Source organism: Roseovarius albus (genome assembly GCF_900172335.1).
Lineage (GTDB): Bacteria > Pseudomonadota > Alphaproteobacteria > Rhodobacterales > Rhodobacteraceae > Roseovarius > Roseovarius albus.
Window position 1 is genome coordinate 24,641 of the sequence record NZ_FWFX01000013.1, and the last position, 17,591, is coordinate 42,231.

At 51.1% G+C, this 17,591-nt stretch carries 17 protein-coding genes and 1 pseudogene; 9 read left to right on the top strand and 9 right to left on the bottom strand.

What is annotated here, in order from left to right; translation table 11 throughout:
* Window positions 1-3: 3 nt before the first annotated feature.
* Window positions 4-456 carry a c-type cytochrome gene (locus ROA7450_RS16870; RefSeq protein WP_085807125.1) on the bottom strand — a complete coding sequence of 151 codons (453 nt, stop codon included), beginning with the start codon at window positions 454-456 and terminating at the stop codon, window positions 4-6.
* A 158-nt stretch (window positions 457-614) separates the two neighbouring features.
* Here ROA7450_RS16870 and ROA7450_RS16875 point away from each other — a divergent pair, with 158 nt between their 5' ends.
* Window positions 615-797: a DUF1858 domain-containing protein gene (locus ROA7450_RS16875; RefSeq protein ID WP_085807204.1), complete on the top strand. Its 183-nt coding sequence runs from the start codon at window positions 615-617 to the stop codon at window positions 795-797.
* Here ROA7450_RS16875 and ROA7450_RS16880 read toward each other — a convergent pair.
* The gene (locus ROA7450_RS16880) at window positions 794-1,480 is read right to left on the bottom strand and encodes a Crp/Fnr family transcriptional regulator (protein ID WP_085807126.1); all 687 of its coding nucleotides are present in this window, start codon (window positions 1,478-1,480) and stop codon (window positions 794-796) included. The two genes, ROA7450_RS16875 and ROA7450_RS16880, sit on opposite strands and share 4 nt — an antisense overlap.
* A 99-nt stretch (window positions 1,481-1,579) precedes the next feature.
* Between ROA7450_RS16880 and ROA7450_RS16885 the strand changes: the two genes are divergently transcribed.
* Both ROA7450_RS16885 and ROA7450_RS16890 read left to right on the top strand, forming a co-directional pair.
* Entirely contained in the window at window positions 1,580-2,008 is a 429-nt protein-coding gene (locus ROA7450_RS16885; protein ID WP_085807127.1) for a pseudoazurin, read from the top strand.
* A 71-nt stretch (window positions 2,009-2,079) separates the two neighbouring features.
* On the top strand, window positions 2,080-3,243 hold the full coding sequence (locus tag ROA7450_RS16890; protein ID WP_085807128.1) for an NnrS family protein: 1,164 nt from the start codon (window positions 2,080-2,082) through the stop codon (window positions 3,241-3,243).
* Here ROA7450_RS16890 and ROA7450_RS16895 read toward each other — a convergent pair.
* The 3 genes from ROA7450_RS16895 to ROA7450_RS16905 all read right to left on the bottom strand — a co-directional run bounded on the left by ROA7450_RS16895 (window position 3,240) and on the right by ROA7450_RS16905 (window position 6,624).
* Entirely contained in the window at window positions 3,240-4,058 is an 819-nt protein-coding gene (locus ROA7450_RS16895; protein WP_085807129.1) for an SUMF1/EgtB/PvdO family nonheme iron enzyme, read from the bottom strand. The genes ROA7450_RS16890 and ROA7450_RS16895 overlap by 4 nt on opposite strands.
* Before the next feature lie 78 nt (window positions 4,059-4,136).
* The gene (nirK, locus tag ROA7450_RS16900; protein WP_085807130.1) at window positions 4,137-5,285 is read right to left on the bottom strand and encodes a copper-containing nitrite reductase; all 1,149 of its coding nucleotides are present in this window, start codon (window positions 5,283-5,285) and stop codon (window positions 4,137-4,139) included.
* Window positions 5,286-5,577: 292 nt separating this feature from the next.
* A complete protein-coding gene (locus ROA7450_RS16905; protein ID WP_085807131.1) occupies window positions 5,578-6,624 on the bottom strand; it encodes a LacI family DNA-binding transcriptional regulator in 1,047 nt (348 codons plus the stop codon).
* 98 nt (window positions 6,625-6,722) lie between these two features.
* Between ROA7450_RS16905 and ROA7450_RS16910 the strand changes: the two genes are divergently transcribed.
* From ROA7450_RS16910 to ROA7450_RS16930, 5 genes are all read left to right on the top strand, one after another.
* Window positions 6,723-8,234, top strand: a complete 1,512-nt coding sequence (locus ROA7450_RS16910; protein ID WP_085807132.1) for a tripartite tricarboxylate transporter permease — start codon at window positions 6,723-6,725, stop codon at window positions 8,232-8,234.
* Entirely contained in the window at window positions 8,231-8,701 is a 471-nt protein-coding gene (locus ROA7450_RS16915; RefSeq protein ID WP_085807133.1) for a tripartite tricarboxylate transporter TctB family protein, read from the top strand. Before ROA7450_RS16910 ends, ROA7450_RS16915 begins: the two co-directional genes overlap by 4 nt.
* Before the next feature lie 47 nt (window positions 8,702-8,748).
* Window positions 8,749-9,711, top strand: a complete 963-nt coding sequence (locus ROA7450_RS16920) for a Bug family tripartite tricarboxylate transporter substrate binding protein (RefSeq protein ID WP_085807134.1) — start codon at window positions 8,749-8,751, stop codon at window positions 9,709-9,711.
* 63 nt (window positions 9,712-9,774) lie between these two features.
* Complete coding sequence (gene sauS, locus ROA7450_RS16925) at window positions 9,775-11,178, top strand: acylating sulfoacetaldehyde dehydrogenase (protein ID WP_085807135.1); 1,404 nt, start codon at window positions 9,775-9,777, stop codon at window positions 11,176-11,178.
* Window positions 11,175-12,683, top strand: a complete 1,509-nt coding sequence (locus ROA7450_RS16930) for an AMP-binding protein (protein WP_085807136.1) — start codon at window positions 11,175-11,177, stop codon at window positions 12,681-12,683. The genes sauS and ROA7450_RS16930 overlap by 4 nt, the downstream gene beginning before the upstream one ends.
* A 118-nt stretch (window positions 12,684-12,801) precedes the next feature.
* On the opposite strand, the gene ROA7450_RS21045 is transcribed toward ROA7450_RS16930, so the two are convergent.
* The 4 genes and pseudogenes from ROA7450_RS21045 to ROA7450_RS16950 form a co-directional block, all read right to left on the bottom strand.
* On the bottom strand, window positions 12,802-12,945 hold the full coding sequence (locus ROA7450_RS21045; protein ID WP_159454084.1) for a hypothetical protein: 144 nt from the start codon (window positions 12,943-12,945) through the stop codon (window positions 12,802-12,804).
* 50 nt (window positions 12,946-12,995) lie between these two features.
* A pseudogene (locus tag ROA7450_RS16940) lies at window positions 12,996-13,993 on the bottom strand (proline racemase family protein).
* 40 nt (window positions 13,994-14,033) lie between these two features.
* Complete coding sequence (locus ROA7450_RS16945) at window positions 14,034-15,185, bottom strand: aminotransferase class V-fold PLP-dependent enzyme (protein WP_085807139.1); 1,152 nt, start codon at window positions 15,183-15,185, stop codon at window positions 14,034-14,036.
* Window positions 15,186-15,406: 221 nt separating this feature from the next.
* Window positions 15,407-16,543, bottom strand: coding sequence for a hypothetical protein (locus ROA7450_RS16950; RefSeq protein ID WP_143534505.1), 1,137 nt, complete (start codon window positions 16,541-16,543; stop codon window positions 15,407-15,409).
* Between the two features lie 42 nt (window positions 16,544-16,585).
* Between ROA7450_RS16950 and ROA7450_RS16955 the strand changes: the two genes are divergently transcribed.
* Entirely contained in the window at window positions 16,586-17,266 is a 681-nt protein-coding gene (locus ROA7450_RS16955; RefSeq protein WP_159454086.1) for a substrate-binding domain-containing protein, read from the top strand.
* The last annotated feature ends 325 nt before the right edge of the window (window positions 17,267-17,591 follow it).

Below are 17,591 nucleotides of genomic sequence, written 5' to 3' on the forward strand. Positions count from 1 at the left end.
TCCTTATCCGGCATCATTGGGCGGCCAGCCCTGGGTGTCAGTTTGATCGGCCCAACGCAGGAATTCGGACAGGGCCCGCATTTCTTTGTCAGTGATTTCAAAACGCGGCATTTGGCGGCGACCCTCGACGCCACTTGGCTGGGCTTCCATCCATCCTTTGAGCACTTCAAAGGCTGCTTCCGGGTCGTCAAGTACGCCCCAACGGGTCATCACATTGCCCACCTCTGGTGCGAAATAGGCGCCTTCTCCGTGTAATGTGTGGCAGTTGATGCAGCTGTGCCGCTCCCAGACATGTTTACCCAAGGCAACTTCTTCGGTTAGCGGCATGCCAGCGGTTGATGTCGTGACGACATATCGGTGGCTTTGAATCGTCAGCACGACGAATATCACCACGAAGAATAGCGATCCTCCGTAGAAAATATTGCGCGCACGCGATTTGGTGAGGAATTCAGACATTTCCCGCGCCCTCTTGAAATTTCATTGTCTTCAGAAATAGCGCATCCGGGACACTGGGAAGTTGTGCCAGCACAAAGAAGGCGGCGAAAATTGATCTAGGATTGGATCACGGAAAGGATCTGATTGTGGAACAGGCCGCCGAAATTGATGATCCAACTATGTTGCTATGCGACATCATGGAGATATGGCCACAAACCATTCCGGTCTTCATAAAATACAACATGCTATGTGTGGGATGTGCGATTTCGCCATATCACACTATTCAGGATGCTTGTTCAGAGCATAACGTGCCGGAACCGGAGTTTCGCGAGGATCTTCTCCAAGCGATCAGAGCGCATTAGCTGCTGTGCAAAACCAATTTATGTGGATCCGTGACAACAATCTTTTTGCGTGCGCTTTTGATTGTGCCTTCGCGCTCCCACGCGCTGAGCAATCGGCTGATGGTGTGCAAGGTGCTGCCCGTCATTTCCGAAATATCCTGCCGGGTGATTGGGAAGTCGATTTCAATGCCTTCGTCAGTTTGACGTCCGGTCTGATTGATCAGCCGTAGCAAAGCATTCGCAACTCGCTGTTCGACCTGTTGGGTTGCCAGTTCCAAAATACGATTGTTCATATCGGCCACGCGCTTTCCAACCGTTTTATAAACGCCTTCTGAAAATCCGGCATAGGTTTCCAAGAACCCGGTCAAGTGTTGCATCGGCCAACGCAAGCAGAGGCATTCTGCCGCCGCAACAGATGTTGCTGGATACTTACTGTGTCCAAGAGCCGCTGCAATGCCGAACAAATGCCCGCTGGGAATATGCAGCGTGATGATCTGCTCACCCTCTGGCGTCAGGCGGATGACCCTGATGTACCCGTCAAGCAGCAAGTAAAAATACTCGGCGACCTGGTCTTCTTCGAAAACCGTTACACCGGGTTCGAAACGGCAGGTCGTAGCAAGATTAAGAATGTCTCGAATCTGCGCATGTTCCAATTGATTGAACAGTGGAAGACTGTCCAAAAGACTTTCGTCGAGTTTGTTCACTTTCCGCCTCGCAGTTTGTCTTGGCACAAAGAGTGCCAGACTCAAATCCTTCAGATTGCTGCCAATTCAAACACATCCAACCTCGGAAAGGAAACTGTGATGTTTGCGAAATCTTTAGCGATTGCCGCGGCAATTTGTATTGGTGGCAACGCGTTTGCCGAAACCATCGAAGTGAAGATGCTCAACAAAGGGGCCGAGGGTTCGATGGTTTTTGAACCCGCTTACATTGCGGCGCAACCCGGCGACGTCATCCGTTTCATTTCCACAGACAAAGGGCACAACGTGGAATCCATCAAAGGCATGCTACCGGAGGGGGTTGAGAAATTCAAAAGCAAGCTGGGTGCAGATTATGATCTGCAGGTTGATGCCGAGGGTTTGTATGGCGTCAAATGCACACCGCACTATGCCTTGGGAATGGTTGCCCTGATCCAGGTTGGCGGCGCAGTCAATTTGGAAGAGGCAAGTGCTGTAAAACAAAAGGGGAAAGCGAAGAAACGTTTTGAACCTTTGTTTGGTAGCGTTCAGTAGCCCCTCGAAAATCGCGTACCTTGGGCGGTTTCAACACGGGGCCGCCAACAACTGTGTTCAGGTTGCCTCTGATGAAAGAAACACGTCACTTTATCTTTTTCGACTCGGGCTTCAGGCCCTTTTTTCTGCTTGCAACGGGGTTTTCTATTGTTGCGGTCGTCTTATGGATGATGATCTGGTCGGGATTATGGACACTGAACAGCCCATTTAAACCGACTGATTGGCACATCCACGAAATGTTGTTTGGGTTTAGCTCAGCTGTCATCGCGGGCTTTTTGTTGACGGCAATTCCGAATTGGACTGGCCGGGCTCAAATTAGGGACAGATTTTTAGCATTTTTGGTGGCTTTGTGGATTGCAGGGCGAATTGCAGTACTTGGTGCAATCCCACTACCCATTTCTTGGGTCTTGGTTATCGATAACAGTTTTCTCGCCGTGTTATGTCTTGTTGCCGCCCATCAATTGCTTGTCTCTCATAACTGGCGCAACTTGACCGTCGTGGCGTTGGTTTGCCTGTTTCTGTGCGCGAATGTGGCTTTTCATCAGGAGGCAATGATATCGGGGGCCGCTGATTATAGCCGCCGTGCAGGAATGGCAGTTTTGATCCTTCTGATCATGCTGATCGGTGGGCGCATCATCCCAAGTTTCACGAGGAATTGGCTAGTAAAACAGGGCGTAACATGCTTGCCAACTCAATTTAATCGATATGATGCCTTATCGCTGGGGATTGCTGTACTCTCCTTGGTTATGTGGGTTTCTAAAGCGCCGCCGACAATCACCGCCATTGCGTTGTCCGTCGCTGCCATCATCCATGTTATCAGGTTGCAGCGGTGGCAAGGTGGCCGTGCGTGGCGCTCTGCCATATTGTTGATGTTGCACTTGTCCTATTTGTGCATCCCTGTTGGTTTTGCATTTCTGGCTCTGGCATTGATCTGGAATGGCATGAGCGCCGCCGCCGGACTTCATGTGCTGGGAATGGGTGCGATTGGTGGCATGACCACTGCCGTAATGCTTCGGGCCAGTATGGGGCATACGGCGCGACCTTTGGCGGCAGGGGCAACACTTAGCTTGGCGTTTGCAGTAATCCTGCTGGCGGCCATCTTGCGGGCCATGTTGCCGGGCATGTGGATCTTTGGCCTGTCCGGTATACAGATCTCAGCAATCCTTTGGGTCGGAGGCTTTGGAATAATCTGCATTCGTATATGGCCTTGGTTGGTTATGCCAAGGGTCGATTAATTTTCACGAATTAGTCGTATGACCAGATGATCGGGAGGCAAACCAACGGCGCAGCCGCCAACACTGGCGTCGCGAACAAAGTCGATAATAAATGCCCGATGCACTCCTTGTGCCAGGCGCACACCGCAGTAATCTTCGCTTTGCTGGACTAACTCTCCATTCACATTCACCTCACCTTTTTTGAAACAGGTCGTGGTCCATTCCCATGTGTTGCCCCCCAAATACGCGATTCCAAAAGCGTTTTCACCGTAGGTGCCCAATGGCTTCAATGTAGGGTCCGCACTGTCTCGATTCTGAATATTTGCGCGGTAAGCATCAATCCACCGTTGCGCCGGATCATCGTATTCAGGCCCATCTGACACGAATTCGTCCTCATACCGCTCAGCGGCGGCATAAGCCCATTCAGGGCCTGTTGGCAAACGCCAGTTTTGTGCTGTCCTCTCAGATTGCCACGCAGCAAAATCCAATGCGTCGCGATAGTTTACCAACGTTTGCGGCAGAGTTTCTGAACCTGAGGAAGCGCTCTCAACACAACCACCTTCAGAAACACATTTGGAGTAAGCAGCTTGCGTAACAGGGTATCGCATAATCTCTAGGTTTCCGGGAATGTTAATGGTACGTTTAGGGGCTGAAACAACACGCCTGCCGTTGCGAAACTCACCGGCGAGCTGATACTCAATCACACCTGCGGGCAACGCTCTTAACTCTAGTAACTCATCTGCTAGGGGTTCTGCCCCATTTGAGAAACCCAAAAGATATACTGCGAGGACGGAAAACCCGCCAATGTCAGCAACTGTAAGAACCGGTCGCGCCATGGGAAACCCTCTTGTTTTGAACAAAAAGGGGGGCCGCAGTTGCGCGCCCCAGTTAAATGTTGAACCGTAAACTTGCCATTAAGGCAGAGCAGTACGACCTTCGTGCATCACATCGTATTCGGTAGGTGCAACAACCTGCGCCATAAGATCGTTATTCCATTCACCTTCGACTATAACGTGCGCAGTAGCGCCCAGATTCACCGCTTCGATTAGGTTGTGGTTTACATAGGCATAGACCCCGGGCTGCAAAAATTCATAAAGCGCCGCACCAGCTGAGCCACCACGAATAAACCATGTCTCAAGATCGCGTTCTGGAATGTTGTTAAATTTACCCGCTTCCCAAACCAGATCTCCATGCCCCCCAATCAGGTGAGGACGACTATCACGGTTGGCCTGACTGTGGACAAACAAGACATTTTCACCTTGCTTGGCCGTTAGGGCATTATCACCGGTCAAGGCGCCTACCTTGCCGTTGAATGTCACATGGGTTGGTATCAGCCCGTTCATGACCTCCAGCGTTTCGGGATAACTTTCACCGACATCTTCGTAACGCTTGTAATTTCCATCGGCATCTTTTGGGATATAGAAGTCATTTTCGCCGATATAGAACACTTGATCATAGGAAACCGGGTTACCGTTGTGATCGCTCAGGCCATCTCGAGGCAGGATCATAATAGCACCGGACATGCCTGACACCACGTGCCATGGGATCATCGGTCCGCCGGGGGCACAGTGATAGACAAAAGTACCGGGTCGGGTGGCCTTGAACCGGAGTACAGTTTTTTCGCCCGGGTTCACCAGCGTCAAGGACCCACCACCAAGTGCACCTGTTGCTGAGTGAAAGTCGATATTGTGCTGCATCAGGTTTTCCGGCGGATTGTAGAGTGTAAGCTCAACATAGTCGCCCTCATGAACCACCATCAGCGGGCCGGGAACTGATCCGTTAAAAGTCATCGCCTGCAGATAGGCATCATCGTCAACCTGGATTTCTTTTTCGATGATCTTCATTTCAAATTCATGGATAACCGGGTCTCCGGTTGCGATCTGCTCATGTGGATGTACAAACGGAGGCTTCACCAGCTTGTGTTTGACCCGTTTCAAGGCAGACAGATCAACCGGCTTTGCATCCGAGGTGTCCATGATTTCTTCTGCATTTGCTGTTTTTATCAGCGCTGGTGCCGATGCAAGAAACGCGGTTCCTAATAATGCTGTTCTTCTTGTGATCATGGCTGTGGTCCTTTGTAAATCAGACAGTTGCCCACATTGTAATCTTGCGTTTGCCTTTAAACGTTGTGTCAGAACAATGTTTACTCAATTGGTTTTGGTTCAACAGTTTCGTATGGAATTTTGGATTTACGTGTCCGGATTCGAGAGATAGCAATTACGCTAGATGTGGAGACAGGTTTTCATTTGAAGGTTTAGTGAGAATTTTGGCAGGTCTCCTATTCGTCACAACGAATGCCCCCCAACTAAATCAACCGGACTCTCGCAAAACTACTAATTCTACAGCGAACAATTATTATAGGCCTCTTACACATTTATTGTGTTGGAGTGCCGTCGAATTTCTTTCAATTATACGCAATTCACACTTCTCTTTAACCAGATCGGCGTGCTTATCAGCTATTTTATCCGTAATGTGTTTAGCGGCTAGCGAGCCAATGTTTTTGGCAGGAATCCGAATGGTCGAAAGAGAAGGTTCAATTTCACCAGAACCTTTAAAATCGCCAATTCCCATAACCGAAAGATCTGCGGGAACATCTATAGATAGTTTCTGGGCGGCATACAGTGCACCTTGAGCGATGATGTCATTGCCACACAAAATACCTGTGGGAATGTTGTCTGCTTTTAACAACGATAAGCAGGCGCGCTTCGCCTCAGCGATACTATATGGAGCCTCTAATATCCAGTTTTCGGGGACATCAACATCTTTGCTTCGCAATTCATTTCGCGCACCATGAAATCTATCATAAGCGCGATCATTCCCTGCCGTGCTTGGGAACACGAGGCTAATTTTTCGATGTCCAAGCGATAGAAGGTGACGGGCTGCCAAGCGACCGGCTTCGGCGTTTTCCACACCTACGCATGACATTTTTGTGGTCTCGCTATAGTTCCAAATCGCAACAATCGGTATACCTTGTTGTTCGATCAGATGATGTGTTGCATCTGAATGCTCAAGGCCAATCACGGCCAATCCGTCGACCCGATGCTCAAGCAGCTTGCGTAGCATTGCGTACTCACGGTTAAGATCGAATCCGTGTGACGCTATCAACATTGTGAAGCCACGAGCGTCGAGCTCGGTCGTGAACGATTGAATAAGTTCAGCAAAAATTGCGTTATCAATTGTTGGTACCACCAGACCAATTGTTCCACTTCTCTTGCCGTGCATCACTTGAGCGGCACGGTTACGAATGTACCCCAGTTTTTTGACGGCACGTTCGACCCTCCTTCGAGTCGTTGGGTTCACCAAGTCCGGGTGATTAAAGCTTCTCGAAACGGTTGAAATAGAAACTCTTGCAGCCTTTGCTACATCCACAATATCTGGTTTATTATTATTAATTACAGTCATTTAGGATGCGCTTTTCCAAATTTCATGAAAACGTTTGCAATACTATTTTCATGACGTAACCTTTTCTGTCAATCAAAAGCTTTTGGCGGGATGAGAACTTGGAATTTCTTTATTACTTCGGAGATGTCTTTGCCCCTGTGTCCTTTGGGCTCTTAATCTTGGGCACGGTTGGTGGTTTAATATTGGGGGCAACACCGGGGCTTTCTCCCACAATGGCAGTCGCCCTACTGATCCCATTCACGTTTCATCTGCAACCCGTCCAAGGTTTGATATTGCTGGGAGCTGCCTATACCTCGACGGTTGCGGGGGGGGCTGTCAGCGCCATTTTGCTTAAAATTCCGGGCGCGCCAGCGAATATCGCAACAACTTTGGATGGCCATACGATGGCCAAACAAGGCAAAGGGGCAAAGGCGCTTCAGCTAAGCTTTCTGGCGTCAGCTGTGGGCGGGGTGATCGGGGTTCTTTTGTTGATTTTCTTGACCCCAGTTTTGTCTAAGTGGGCCCTCGCTTTTGGCCCAAGTCATCTGTTTTGGTTGGCGATACTCGGCGTTACGGTGATTGGATCTTTGGATTCTTCATCTGTGGTAAAAGGGCTTTTATCCGGTTGTATCGGCCTTTGGCTTGCCACGATTGGATTTGACGACATCATGGGTGCCCAGCGCTTTATCTTTCATCCTGCGCTTGGAGGTGGAATCAACATTATCGCCGCTTTGATTGGCCTGTTCGCGATCCCTCAAGTTCTGACCATGTTTGCAAAAGGGCGCAGCGACAAAGGTGCCGAAGTGATCGCCGTTGAAAAACATTCAGTGATCGACGCCGTGCGCGAAGTCGCTCGACAACCACGCGCCCTTTCTATCGGAACTATAACAGGATCAGTCATTGGACTTATTCCCGGGGTCGGTGGACAGATCGCGGGTCTTGTTGCCTATGACCAAACCAAAAAATTCAGCCCAAACCGGGATCAATTTGGCAAGGGGCACCCTGAAGGCGTCATTGCCGCAGAAGCAGCAAACAACGCCATGGTCGGTCCCAGCCTTGTGCCGTTGTTGACGTTGTCAATTCCCGGCTCTCCAACCGCCGCCGTCTTACTTGGCGGCTTACTGATACATGGAATTTTTCCGGGTACTGATCTTTTTGACAATCATCCAGACGTCGCTTGGACCTTCATCAACTCAATGCTGATCGGGCAAATTTTGATGTGTATTTTTGGCCTTTATGTTGCTGGGCTGGCGGCACGGGTTGCGCAGGTTCCGCAGAGTGTGATGGCCGCCGTGGTTTTGGGCCTGGCAGTCTTTGGCAGCTATTCAGTCCAGTCATCAATGGGCGATGTCTATGTCATGGCTGCACTAGGTGTGATGATGTATTTCCTGGAGCGATTTGGGTTTTCCGCAGCCCCACTTGTATTGGGCTTGATCCTTGGCCCGATTGCCGAAGCGAATTTCATCCAAGGCAGCATGATTGCAGGGGCCACTGACGGGCTTGGTGCGTATTTCTTGAGTGGCGCTTTGAACATTGCGCTCATCGGAGCGGTGGTCGCATCGATTATTTATTCGTCATGGATGGAAATCAAATCTCGCCGCTACACGTCAAAAGAGGAGATCATGGGATGACGGTACCTTCTTTGCCCCGCGTACAGCACATTGTCGCATCTGGTGTTATTGCGGCAGTTGGATGCTGGGTTGCTTGGGTTAGCTATACGCAACAACCCGCAGAAGCTTTCTTGTTCCCAAGGCTGATATCTACTGTCTTCGTCGTTCTTGCGCTATGGACATTTGCCAAGGCGCTTATGGGATGGACCAAAGTCGGACACGGGCTTGGCAGGATAGATGTCATCAATCTTTTTCCGGGTTTGATCATCGCTTTGATTTATGTGTTCTGGCTTGCCAAAGCACTGGGGTTTTACACGGCAGGTGCGATCGTCTTTTTCATCCTGCTTGCAATTTACGATCCGGCACCTCATCGCGAGCTCAAAACCTGGATCAAACGCATCATCATTACAGCCTGCTATTTGGTCGTTATGTACGGCCTCTTTGCCAAACTGTTGAAAGTCTACACACCACGTGAGGTCTTTTTCTAAACAAGTTGCGGAGAACGCAACTGGCCAACAATCCTAGGGAGGAAAAAATGAAGAAACTAATCTTAGGAGCAACTTTAGCTCTCACAACATTGGCTGGCGGTGCGGTTTTCGCAGACGATTATCCTGAACGCCCTGTCATGATGATGGTCAGTTATGGCGCTGGTGGCGCGACAGACTTCCAAGCGCGAATTGTGACAATGACAGCCGGGAACGAGGATGCTCTTGGCATGCCCATAGCCATCATCAACAAACCTGGTGCAGGTGGCCGTGTCGGCTGGAACTGGTTTGCGACACAAGCTGAGGCTGACGGTTACACCCTTGGAGCTTACAACGTTCCGCATTTCATTGCGCAATCAATAAAAGGCGGCGTCGAATACTCCACCGACAGTTTTGAGCCCATTGCGAATTGGGGTGCCGACCCCGCCGTTTTCGTAGTGGCGACAGACAGCCCGATGAATTCTATGGATGATGTTGTGGCCTTCGCCAATGAGAACCCTGGTAAGCTTACTTTTTCTGGTGCGGGTCTGTTCGTGGGGCACCACATTGCAGCGTTGCAGCTTGAAAAAGCAGCAGGTGTGAAAATGGCTTATATCCCCACCAAAGGTGGTGGTGCCGCAGCAATGAAGGCTGTGATCGCCGGTGAAGTCATGGGCGGGGTGAATAATCTGTCTGATGCCTTTCGCGCACAAGAGGCAGGGAATGTTAAAATTCTTGGCGTGTTCGATCTTGAGCGTAACGCATTCTTGCCGGATGTCCCAACCCTGAAAGAGCAAGGCTACGATATCGACAATGCCAGCGTGAATTTTCGCGGCATCATGGTGCCCAAAGGGACGCCACCAGAAGTGATCGATACCTTGGCCGCAACAGTTCCAGAAATGTTCAAAAACGGCAAAGTTTCTAAAAAAATGGATGCAGGCGGATCCCCGATGCACATCATGACCCGCGATGAAGTCATCGAGATGTGGGCCGCACGGGAAGAAACACTCAAAGAACTGCTGGCAGGACTTTAAACCACAGCTCATCAAAGGACAGGGCCGTTTGTTGCCCTGTCTAAACCAAGGGAGATTTCCAAGATGAACGCACATGATGACATCGCTCAGGTGGAGCTAATCATGGCGCGCGCTCGTGCCGCTCAGAAAAGCTACGAGTTCGAGGCGGCTCAGGATCGATATGATCGCGCTGCTGAAGCCGCTGCATGGGCCATCATGGAACCAACCCGCAACCAAGAACTGGCTGAACTTGCGGTAAAGACAACAGGTCTTGGGAACGTTCCAGACAAGATTACGAAAAACCACCGAAAAACACTCGGCCTGATGCGTGATATCAAGGGGGTTCAAACCTGTGGGATCTTGTCCGATGATCCTGACACCGGAATTACAGAAATCGCCCGTCCTTTGGGTGTTGTGGGGGCTGTGGTGCCATCCACAAACCCTGCGGCAACGCCGGCTAACAATATCATCAATGCTTTGAAATGCGGTAATGCCATTGTCGTGGCCCCTTCGCCTAAGGGGGTTGCGTGCTGTGAAGCGCTATTGGAATTTATCCATTCGGAATTTGCTAAGATCGGACTGGATCAGGATTTGGTTCAGATGTTGCCGGCCCCTGGTTCTAAGGCGAAGACGCAGGCGATGATGGAGTTGGCTGATCGGGTGATATGTACCGGCAGCCAAAATAATGTGCATCGCGCGCAGACCTGTGGCACCCCGGCTGTTGCTGTTGGTGCAGGAAATGTCACTAGCATTGTAGATGAAACCGCTGATCTGGTAGCAGCAGCGCAAAAGATTACGGCGTCTAAAACCTTTGATAATGCCACGTCTTGCTCATCTGAAAATTCAATTGTTGTTGTCGATGCCATTTACAGCGACTTCGTAACAGCATTGGCTGCAGAAGGTGGTGCGCTTGTCACGGATGAGGCTGCGATTGTTGAAAAGCTCTGGCCAGATGGACACCTTAACCGAGAGGTCATCGCCCAAGACGCTGATAAGATGATCGCAGCGCTTGGCATGGCGAAAAAGGTGCCACCCAACACCAAGTTCCTTGCCGTTGAAACTTCGGGCATTGGGGCAGATCATCCGCTGTCTGGTGAGAAATTAAGCCGAGTTGCCGCGGTGTACCGCGCTAGAGATTATGAAGAGGCCCGAAGCATCGCTGTGCGCATTTTGGAGTATCAAGGCGCGGGCCATTCGATTGGGATACACACCGCCGTAGACCAGCGCGCAATTGAACTGGCTCAACACATGCCAACCTGTCGGGTCATCGTAAATCAGGCCCATACCTTTGCCACGGGTGGGTCATTTACGAACGGTATGCCGTTCTCCCTCTCGATGGGATGTGGGAGCTGGGGCGGCAATTCGATAGACGATAACCTGCATTGGAAACACTTTATCCAGACGACAAAGGTCATTCGAGAGATTGCTCCGAGGCAGCCTTCGCTTGAAGACATCTTCAGCACATATTGGGCGGCGTCGGGGCAATGATGTTTGATCCTGAGACACCACCCCAAGGAACCGTTCGCGATTGGCTCGATCATCGAGCTGGAGCGTCCGAAAGCACAGTTGCATATCGTTTTTTTGATGGATCCTCTTCGCTAAAATGGGCCGACCTTCAACGCAAGGCGCGCCATATCGCTGGGCAATTGACCTCGGCAGGATTGGAGAAAGGTGAATGCATCGCGATCCTTCAACCCAATGGTCGGAATGCGGTGGAATGCCTTTATGGCGTTTTATACGGTGGATTTTGTGCGACAATCATCAACCTTGTCGCCGGCGACGAGGCGATTGGCTACGCACTTGAACACTGCGGTGCTCGTGTTGCTCTTGTAGGCGATCAACAGATTGACCTTTTTGAACGTGTTCAACCAGATGGAATGAAACTTTGGGTGGATAAGGCACCACTCCAATCAGGTGTGCTACACGAGATTTCCTCAGAAGACGTTGCACTGCTCATGTACACTTCTGGCACCACGGGACGACCTAAGGGTGTCGTTCACAGTCACTCCAGCTTACTTGCAGGAGGCTGGACCCCCACGGTGTCGCACAAACTGACATCCGAAGATTGCGGGCTATGCGTGCTTCCGATTTACCATATCAACGGTCTTTGCGTCACCATCCTCAGTGCCCTTCTCTCAGGCGGTTCTGTTGCCGTCGCCGAGAAGTTTTCCTCCCGGAATTTCTGGAAACAATGTGCTGAATCGAAAGCGACATGGTTCTCAGTCGTTCCAACAATCATTTCTCACTTGTTGCACTCGGATGTCACGCCCGATCAAGCAACGCGTGACAGATTGCGCTTCGGACGATCTGCCAGTTCACCTCTCGCGCCCGACGTTCAAAACAGCTTTGAAAATCGATTTGAAGTTCCCATTGTCGAAACCATGGGATTGACCGAGACCGCCGCGCAAATTCTATCAAACCCTTTGCCACCCGGCATTCGCAAGATTGGCTCTCCTGGTAAAGCCTTCGGGAACGAAGCCTGTATTTTGTCGTCTGACTTCACTCCGCTGGGACCAAATATTCAGGGCGAAATTGCGGTACGCGGACCAAACGTGATGCGCGAATACCTTCACAACCCACAAGCAACAAAAGAGACCTTTACGCCCGACGGTTGGTTGCGCACCGGGGATCTGGGGCATGTTGATGAGGATGGGTATTTCTTTGTCACTGGCCGCCTGAAGGAACTTATTATCAAAGGAGGAGAAAATATCGCTCCGCGGGAAATTGATGAAGCCCTGTATTCGCACCCCGATGTAATCGAAGCCGCTGCTTTTGCGCGACCTTGCAAAATTTACGGCGAAAGGGTTGAAGCTGCTGTCAAACTAAAAGAAGGCTCCAAATTAGGATCAGACAGACTAATCAAAATATGCCATGATAAAGTAGGAAAATTTAAGTCCCCTGAGATAGTGCATGTCCTAGACGACCTGCCCAAAGGACCCTCTGGGAAAATTCAACGAAAGCTGCTGGTGGATTTAACAAGAAACGACTCGTGATCGAACTGATTTACGATACAACGTACTTCCAAATAGTTTATATTTGCACCTGCGGCGAATGGCTGGTTCCCACCCAGTTCGTTGATTAAAGCCAAGGCAAGAGACATCAAATTGCAAATCATCGCGGGCCGTCGCCATTGCGCAGATAGATCACCGGTAGCATAATTTTTCCGTAGGCCGGTCTATGGGTTGAGTGTGAAATTTCCAGATGGCCGAATTGCTTGCCATTGCGGTTAAGATCAATGCCGTTGAGAATTGCCATAGTCAGAACTCACCTCCTTGTTGCAATCCTCTTCGGCCAATAAATTCCGGCTAAACTACAAACCCACCTGCCAGTGGATCACCGTCGGTTGCGACCAGATTGTTGTAGCCGGTCAGGTATCCGCGTGCCCAAATGTCTGATGTGACAGTTGTGCGCTCGGTGCCTTCGTCTATCGCGACAATTTTGGATTGAAAATGCTCGCCAGGTGCGCTTTCTGCATAGATTGGCTCGTCCGGTCCGATAATGCCCTTGTTGTAGAAATTGGCCAATGTTGCACAAGTGCCCGTCCGCAAGGACTTCGGTCCAATGTGCCACCGGAAAAGATGCTGTCCGCCCGCCAGGCCAGTTTGAACCCGGGCTTGTCCATCATGGTGATGAAATGCACGCCATCAATATCGCGGATCGAGGGTTGATCTGCCAATACCACAGTGCCTGTCGCATCCAGTTTGGCCTTAATCTCCGCATAAAGCCGAAGAAACGTGGCGCGGTCAGGGGGTTCGAGCCCGAATTGAGCGGTGTCGATGATGGCAAAGAATACCCCGCCAAAGGCAATGTCCAGCTTGACCGGGCCACTGCTGGTTTCGACCGGCACGTCCCGTTCGTGTACAAAACTGGGCACCCCGCGATAGACGGCTTTCACAACCTCGCCATTTTCAACATAGGTTTTCATCTCGATCTGCCCGACCGGGATGTCAAAAAGAATGGAGTTTTCGCCCTCGACCGGTGTGACCCAACCCTGTTCCACGGCCGCAGTTGCCAACACGATAGAGCCATGCCCGCAAGCTGCGTTAAAGATCGTGGTATCAAAAAACAGGACGCCAAACAGGCTGCCTTCGTTCACAGGTTCTGTCAGGATGCAGCCCATAATTGCACTGTGACCGCGCGGCTCATGGGCCATGAAGCAGCGCAAATCATCGAGGTGCTGGCAGGCGTAGTCATACTTGTCCATCATCGTTGTACCCGGCACCCGGACCACCGTGGGATAGATCCGCATCGGCTCTCCTGTTGCGTGGTAGTCGATAACCTGAAGTGTCTTCGTGATTTTCATCTGCCAGCTCCCTCTTTTTCTTTTCGCTCGATCTACTGTGTCAGAGCGCTGCTTTGATTGCGGCCAGTCCCTGATCAATATCGTCGATGTTGTTGTAGTAGTGTGGAGAGAAGCGAATGAAATCTCGGCGCAGCGAGGCGATCACATTGGCCTCTTTCAATGTCTTGGCAAAGTCACGGCTGTTTTTGCCGGGAAAACGCGCAGCAACCGTGGCAGAGCGATCGGCGTCGGTTTTGGGTCCTAGTACCTCGGCGCCAAGGTCGTTCAATCCGGCAATCAGATGTTTTGACACCCGGCGATTGTGTTCAACGATCTTGTCCATGCCTGTATCCAGCAAATGACGCACGGATTCTGTTGCCCCAAAGGCCGTCCCATAGGCCATTGTGCCAAATTCATACCGTTTGGCATTGTCCACCAGTTCCAGACGATCAGCCTGGAAATCCCACATATCCTTGTGGCTGCGCCAACCTAGAATCCCCGGGTTTAACTTCTGCATTGCAGGTGAAACATACATCATGCCGGTGCCAAACGGGCCACACAGCCATTTATAGGTGGACGTCGCAACGGCATCGACGCCACAGCTTGCATCAATCGGTACCTGACCGGCGGATTGGGTGGCATCGACCACCAGGATCGCGCCATGAGCGTGCGCCTTATCGGCATAGCGTTTCAGATCATATTGCTGGCCAGTGCCATACTCACACTGGCTCAGACAAACGACTGACGTGTTGTCGTCAATGCTGGCTTCCAACTCATCCGGATCAATAGTTTGGCTTGCATCAGCGCGCACCCAATGCACCTCTGCGCCGGTGTGGTCGCACAGTCGCATCCATGGATAGACCGTAGACGGATGGGTGATGTCCGTTGCTACAATTTTGGTTCCTTTTTCGGGCATCACGGCCCAGGCCAGTGATTGCATCAGGACCGTTTCGCTAGAGGCAACCGCGATGTCGTCGGTTGTCGCATTAAACAACCGCGCCGTGGCCTCATTGAGGTTGTCCAGGCATTCCACTTCGGCCTGCTCGTCAAAGGCAATCGTGCCTTCCTCGGCCAGTGCGTTCTGCCAAGCAGAAATTGCTGCGGCTCCACCCTTGTGACTGAGTCCGACCGAGGCCGCATCGAGATATACATGCCGCTCTGCTGGTGGGAAAACTTCTGGGCTTCCAAGGCGGAATGAATTGCTGACGGACATAGTTAGACCCCTTTGGCTGAATTCCTGCACGGTGATTGGCAGATTAGTGAGAGATTTTCAGATTTCTCCGGAGTCTTCGATACGAGAATGAGAAACCTGACATGACCGTTGGGAAACTTATCCGGCATCCTTAACTATTGCGGCGATCGAAGCAGATTACGATGACACGCCACTGATGCGGCGTGTCACGTCTTTTGTCCGTTGCCCGATTGAAACCGGGATCAAAGGGCGTTTCTGATAGCTTCACCGATCTTAATGACTTCGGAATCTGTCAGGACTTCCACAACAACGCCGATCTTGTCATCTTCTTGGATAACGGCAATGCAAGGCTGTTGATCGAACAAGGCGTCAGCCATCGCCTGCGCCGATTTGCCTGTTTTCGCCGCGTCAACGGTGATCAACAGGGCGTTTACCGGCTCATCAATAAATCGCTCGTCCATGGTGAAGCACTTTGGCTCGCTGGAAAGCCCGGTAATGCCTGCGATGTCCTGTTTGAGCACCTGAACTTGCCGGTCGTAGTGGCGATGGCGCGCATCATGATCGAGGTTCAGCCATTCTTCCAGTGCAACACAGACGGCGACGATGGTGTGACGATCCATTTTCAGTGGCCGGCCATATTTCAGGGTTGTGCCGGATTCGTATGCGGTGAAATGCACGTTCGATACCGCTTTCACCAGATCGGCGCGGCCCATGATAAAGCCACCGGCATTCGGGCCACCGTAGTATTTCGAACTGATGGCCACAAGATCAGCCCCGCGTTCGATATAAGTAGCCATCAAATTGGTCGGAAAGACCATATAGGCCGCATCCACGAACACGGGCACGCCGTGGGGTCGTGCGATTTTAACGACGTCTTCCAGCCGCAGTGATCCTTCGACTTCGTCAAGATGTATCGGATGCAGGATCATCGCCGCATCATTCGCTGCCAGCGCCTCTTCAAGTTGGGCAGTCGAATTGCCCTGCGCGCCCCCATATTCGGTTAACTTTGCACCAGACATCGTGGCCTGACGGTCATACTTGTAGCGATGGACGGACTGGATCAGAACACGGCTCTTCATACATGTCAGATCCGGAAGTTGCTCTGATTTATTGCCATCCTGACCTGCCAGACAGGCCGCGGTTCCCAGCATAATTGCAGCGGCAGCACCCGGGGTCACACGAGCCGCTTCAGCGCCAAATTGGCTGGCAATCCACGCACCACTGCCGTCCAACAAGGGTTTGAGCTGCACGAAATCTTTGTTCACATCCAGCATGGCGTGGACAACTGTCTCTGACAGGCGGGAGCCACCCAAATCTGTATAAATACCGCATCCGTTTATTGTTCTGCGAATGTCTAACTGATCTAAAAACGTGTTCACGTTCGTGCTCCTTCAATAGCAGTCTTGCCCACTTGGGACTGGGTGAGTAGTGTTTATTTCCACTACCTTACCGGGGGATCATCGGAACTTATCGGTATCTATTCGCAACCATACTTTCTCAATTTGGAAAGTGGTGTGTTTGTAAAGAGCCAGCGATCTGAATTCCAACACGAACAATGGTTGGGTTTGGATGACGTTACGATTGGAGCGGAAATTGATCAGCGTGTTGCCGACGGTGGCTTGCAAATCGGCATTTCGACAGACAGGGGTAAAATTAAGGCCGTCCGATTTCTGCCGTTGTACCAAGAGTATGGGTGCCTTTATTGTGGAGCGTCACATCCGTTGTTCGGCCTTGAAGACGTCGACATTACGCTGGAGTTAGTGAACCAGCAACGATTTGCGCAACACGCCTATTCCGAAGCTGAAATTCGTGATGAACAACTAGTTGGCTTTAGTCCAGTCGCAAGCGGTCAGTTCACCGAAGGGATTGCGCTACTCATTCTGTCAGGCAACTTTATAGGTTTTTTACCGGAACACTATGCGCGTAATTGGGTGGAGTCTGGTCAAATGCGCCAACTGCTGCCAGCACACGTTCGGAAGACAACAAAAATCAGACTTCTCTATGGTGCAGGAGCATCGGAAACTCCGCTTGTGTCTGCCTTTGTGGGAACAGCCAAGAAGGTGAATGACGCACTAGGTCAAAGCAGCTCTGTTTCTGATTAAGTGATTTGAGGCGAAGCAATGCATAGCAGTCCTTTTTAGTGTGCAGCGATTGTAAGGCTTGTTTCAACGCATTCGAATGACTGGTCTGATGAATTCCACTGTGTAGCTGCAACCGCGTTGCTGAAAGCGTGGCCGTTTTCTGCGTCAACATTAGCCGTGCCAGCATAAGTCCACTTTGTGCGCATTCTTTGAGTTCCGTATACTTCGAGTATTGCGCGTGCAGCGAACGTCGGCGATGCAGGCCGCAACTGCAGCATTGAGGTGCTGAGTTGAGTGTCTGGTATGGGCCATCCGCGTAGCCTAGCCCAACCGGGATCACGGCTAT

What these genes read in the sequence shown, in the direction of transcription:
- ROA7450_RS16870 (WP_085807125.1), bottom strand. Translation starts at nt 456, where the DNA reads ATGTCTGAATTCCTCACCAAATCGCGTGCGCGCAATATTTTCTACGGA.
- ROA7450_RS21045 (WP_159454084.1), bottom strand. Translation starts at nt 12,945, where the DNA reads ATGGCAATTCTCAACGGCATTGATCTTAACCGCAATGGCAAGCAATTC.
- ROA7450_RS16930 (WP_085807136.1), top strand. Translation starts at nt 11,175, where the DNA reads ATGATGTTTGATCCTGAGACACCACCCCAAGGAACCGTTCGCGATTGG.
- ROA7450_RS16920 (WP_085807134.1), top strand. Translation starts at nt 8,749, where the DNA reads ATGAAGAAACTAATCTTAGGAGCAACTTTAGCTCTCACAACATTGGCT.
- ROA7450_RS16915 (WP_085807133.1), top strand. Translation starts at nt 8,231, where the DNA reads ATGACGGTACCTTCTTTGCCCCGCGTACAGCACATTGTCGCATCTGGT.
- ROA7450_RS16945 (WP_085807139.1), bottom strand. Translation starts at nt 15,185, where the DNA reads ATGTCCGTCAGCAATTCATTCCGCCTTGGAAGCCCAGAAGTTTTCCCA.
- ROA7450_RS16875 (WP_085807204.1), top strand. Translation starts at nt 615, where the DNA reads ATGTTGCTATGCGACATCATGGAGATATGGCCACAAACCATTCCGGTC.
- ROA7450_RS16905 (WP_085807131.1), bottom strand. Translation starts at nt 6,624, where the DNA reads ATGACTGTAATTAATAATAATAAACCAGATATTGTGGATGTAGCAAAG.
- ROA7450_RS16890 (WP_085807128.1), top strand. Translation starts at nt 2,080, where the DNA reads ATGAAAGAAACACGTCACTTTATCTTTTTCGACTCGGGCTTCAGGCCC.
- nirK (WP_085807130.1), bottom strand. Translation starts at nt 5,285, where the DNA reads ATGATCACAAGAAGAACAGCATTATTAGGAACCGCGTTTCTTGCATCG.
- sauS (WP_085807135.1), top strand. Translation starts at nt 9,775, where the DNA reads ATGAACGCACATGATGACATCGCTCAGGTGGAGCTAATCATGGCGCGC.
- ROA7450_RS16885 (WP_085807127.1), top strand. Translation starts at nt 1,580, where the DNA reads ATGTTTGCGAAATCTTTAGCGATTGCCGCGGCAATTTGTATTGGTGGC.
- ROA7450_RS16895 (WP_085807129.1), bottom strand. Translation starts at nt 4,058, where the DNA reads ATGGCGCGACCGGTTCTTACAGTTGCTGACATTGGCGGGTTTTCCGTC.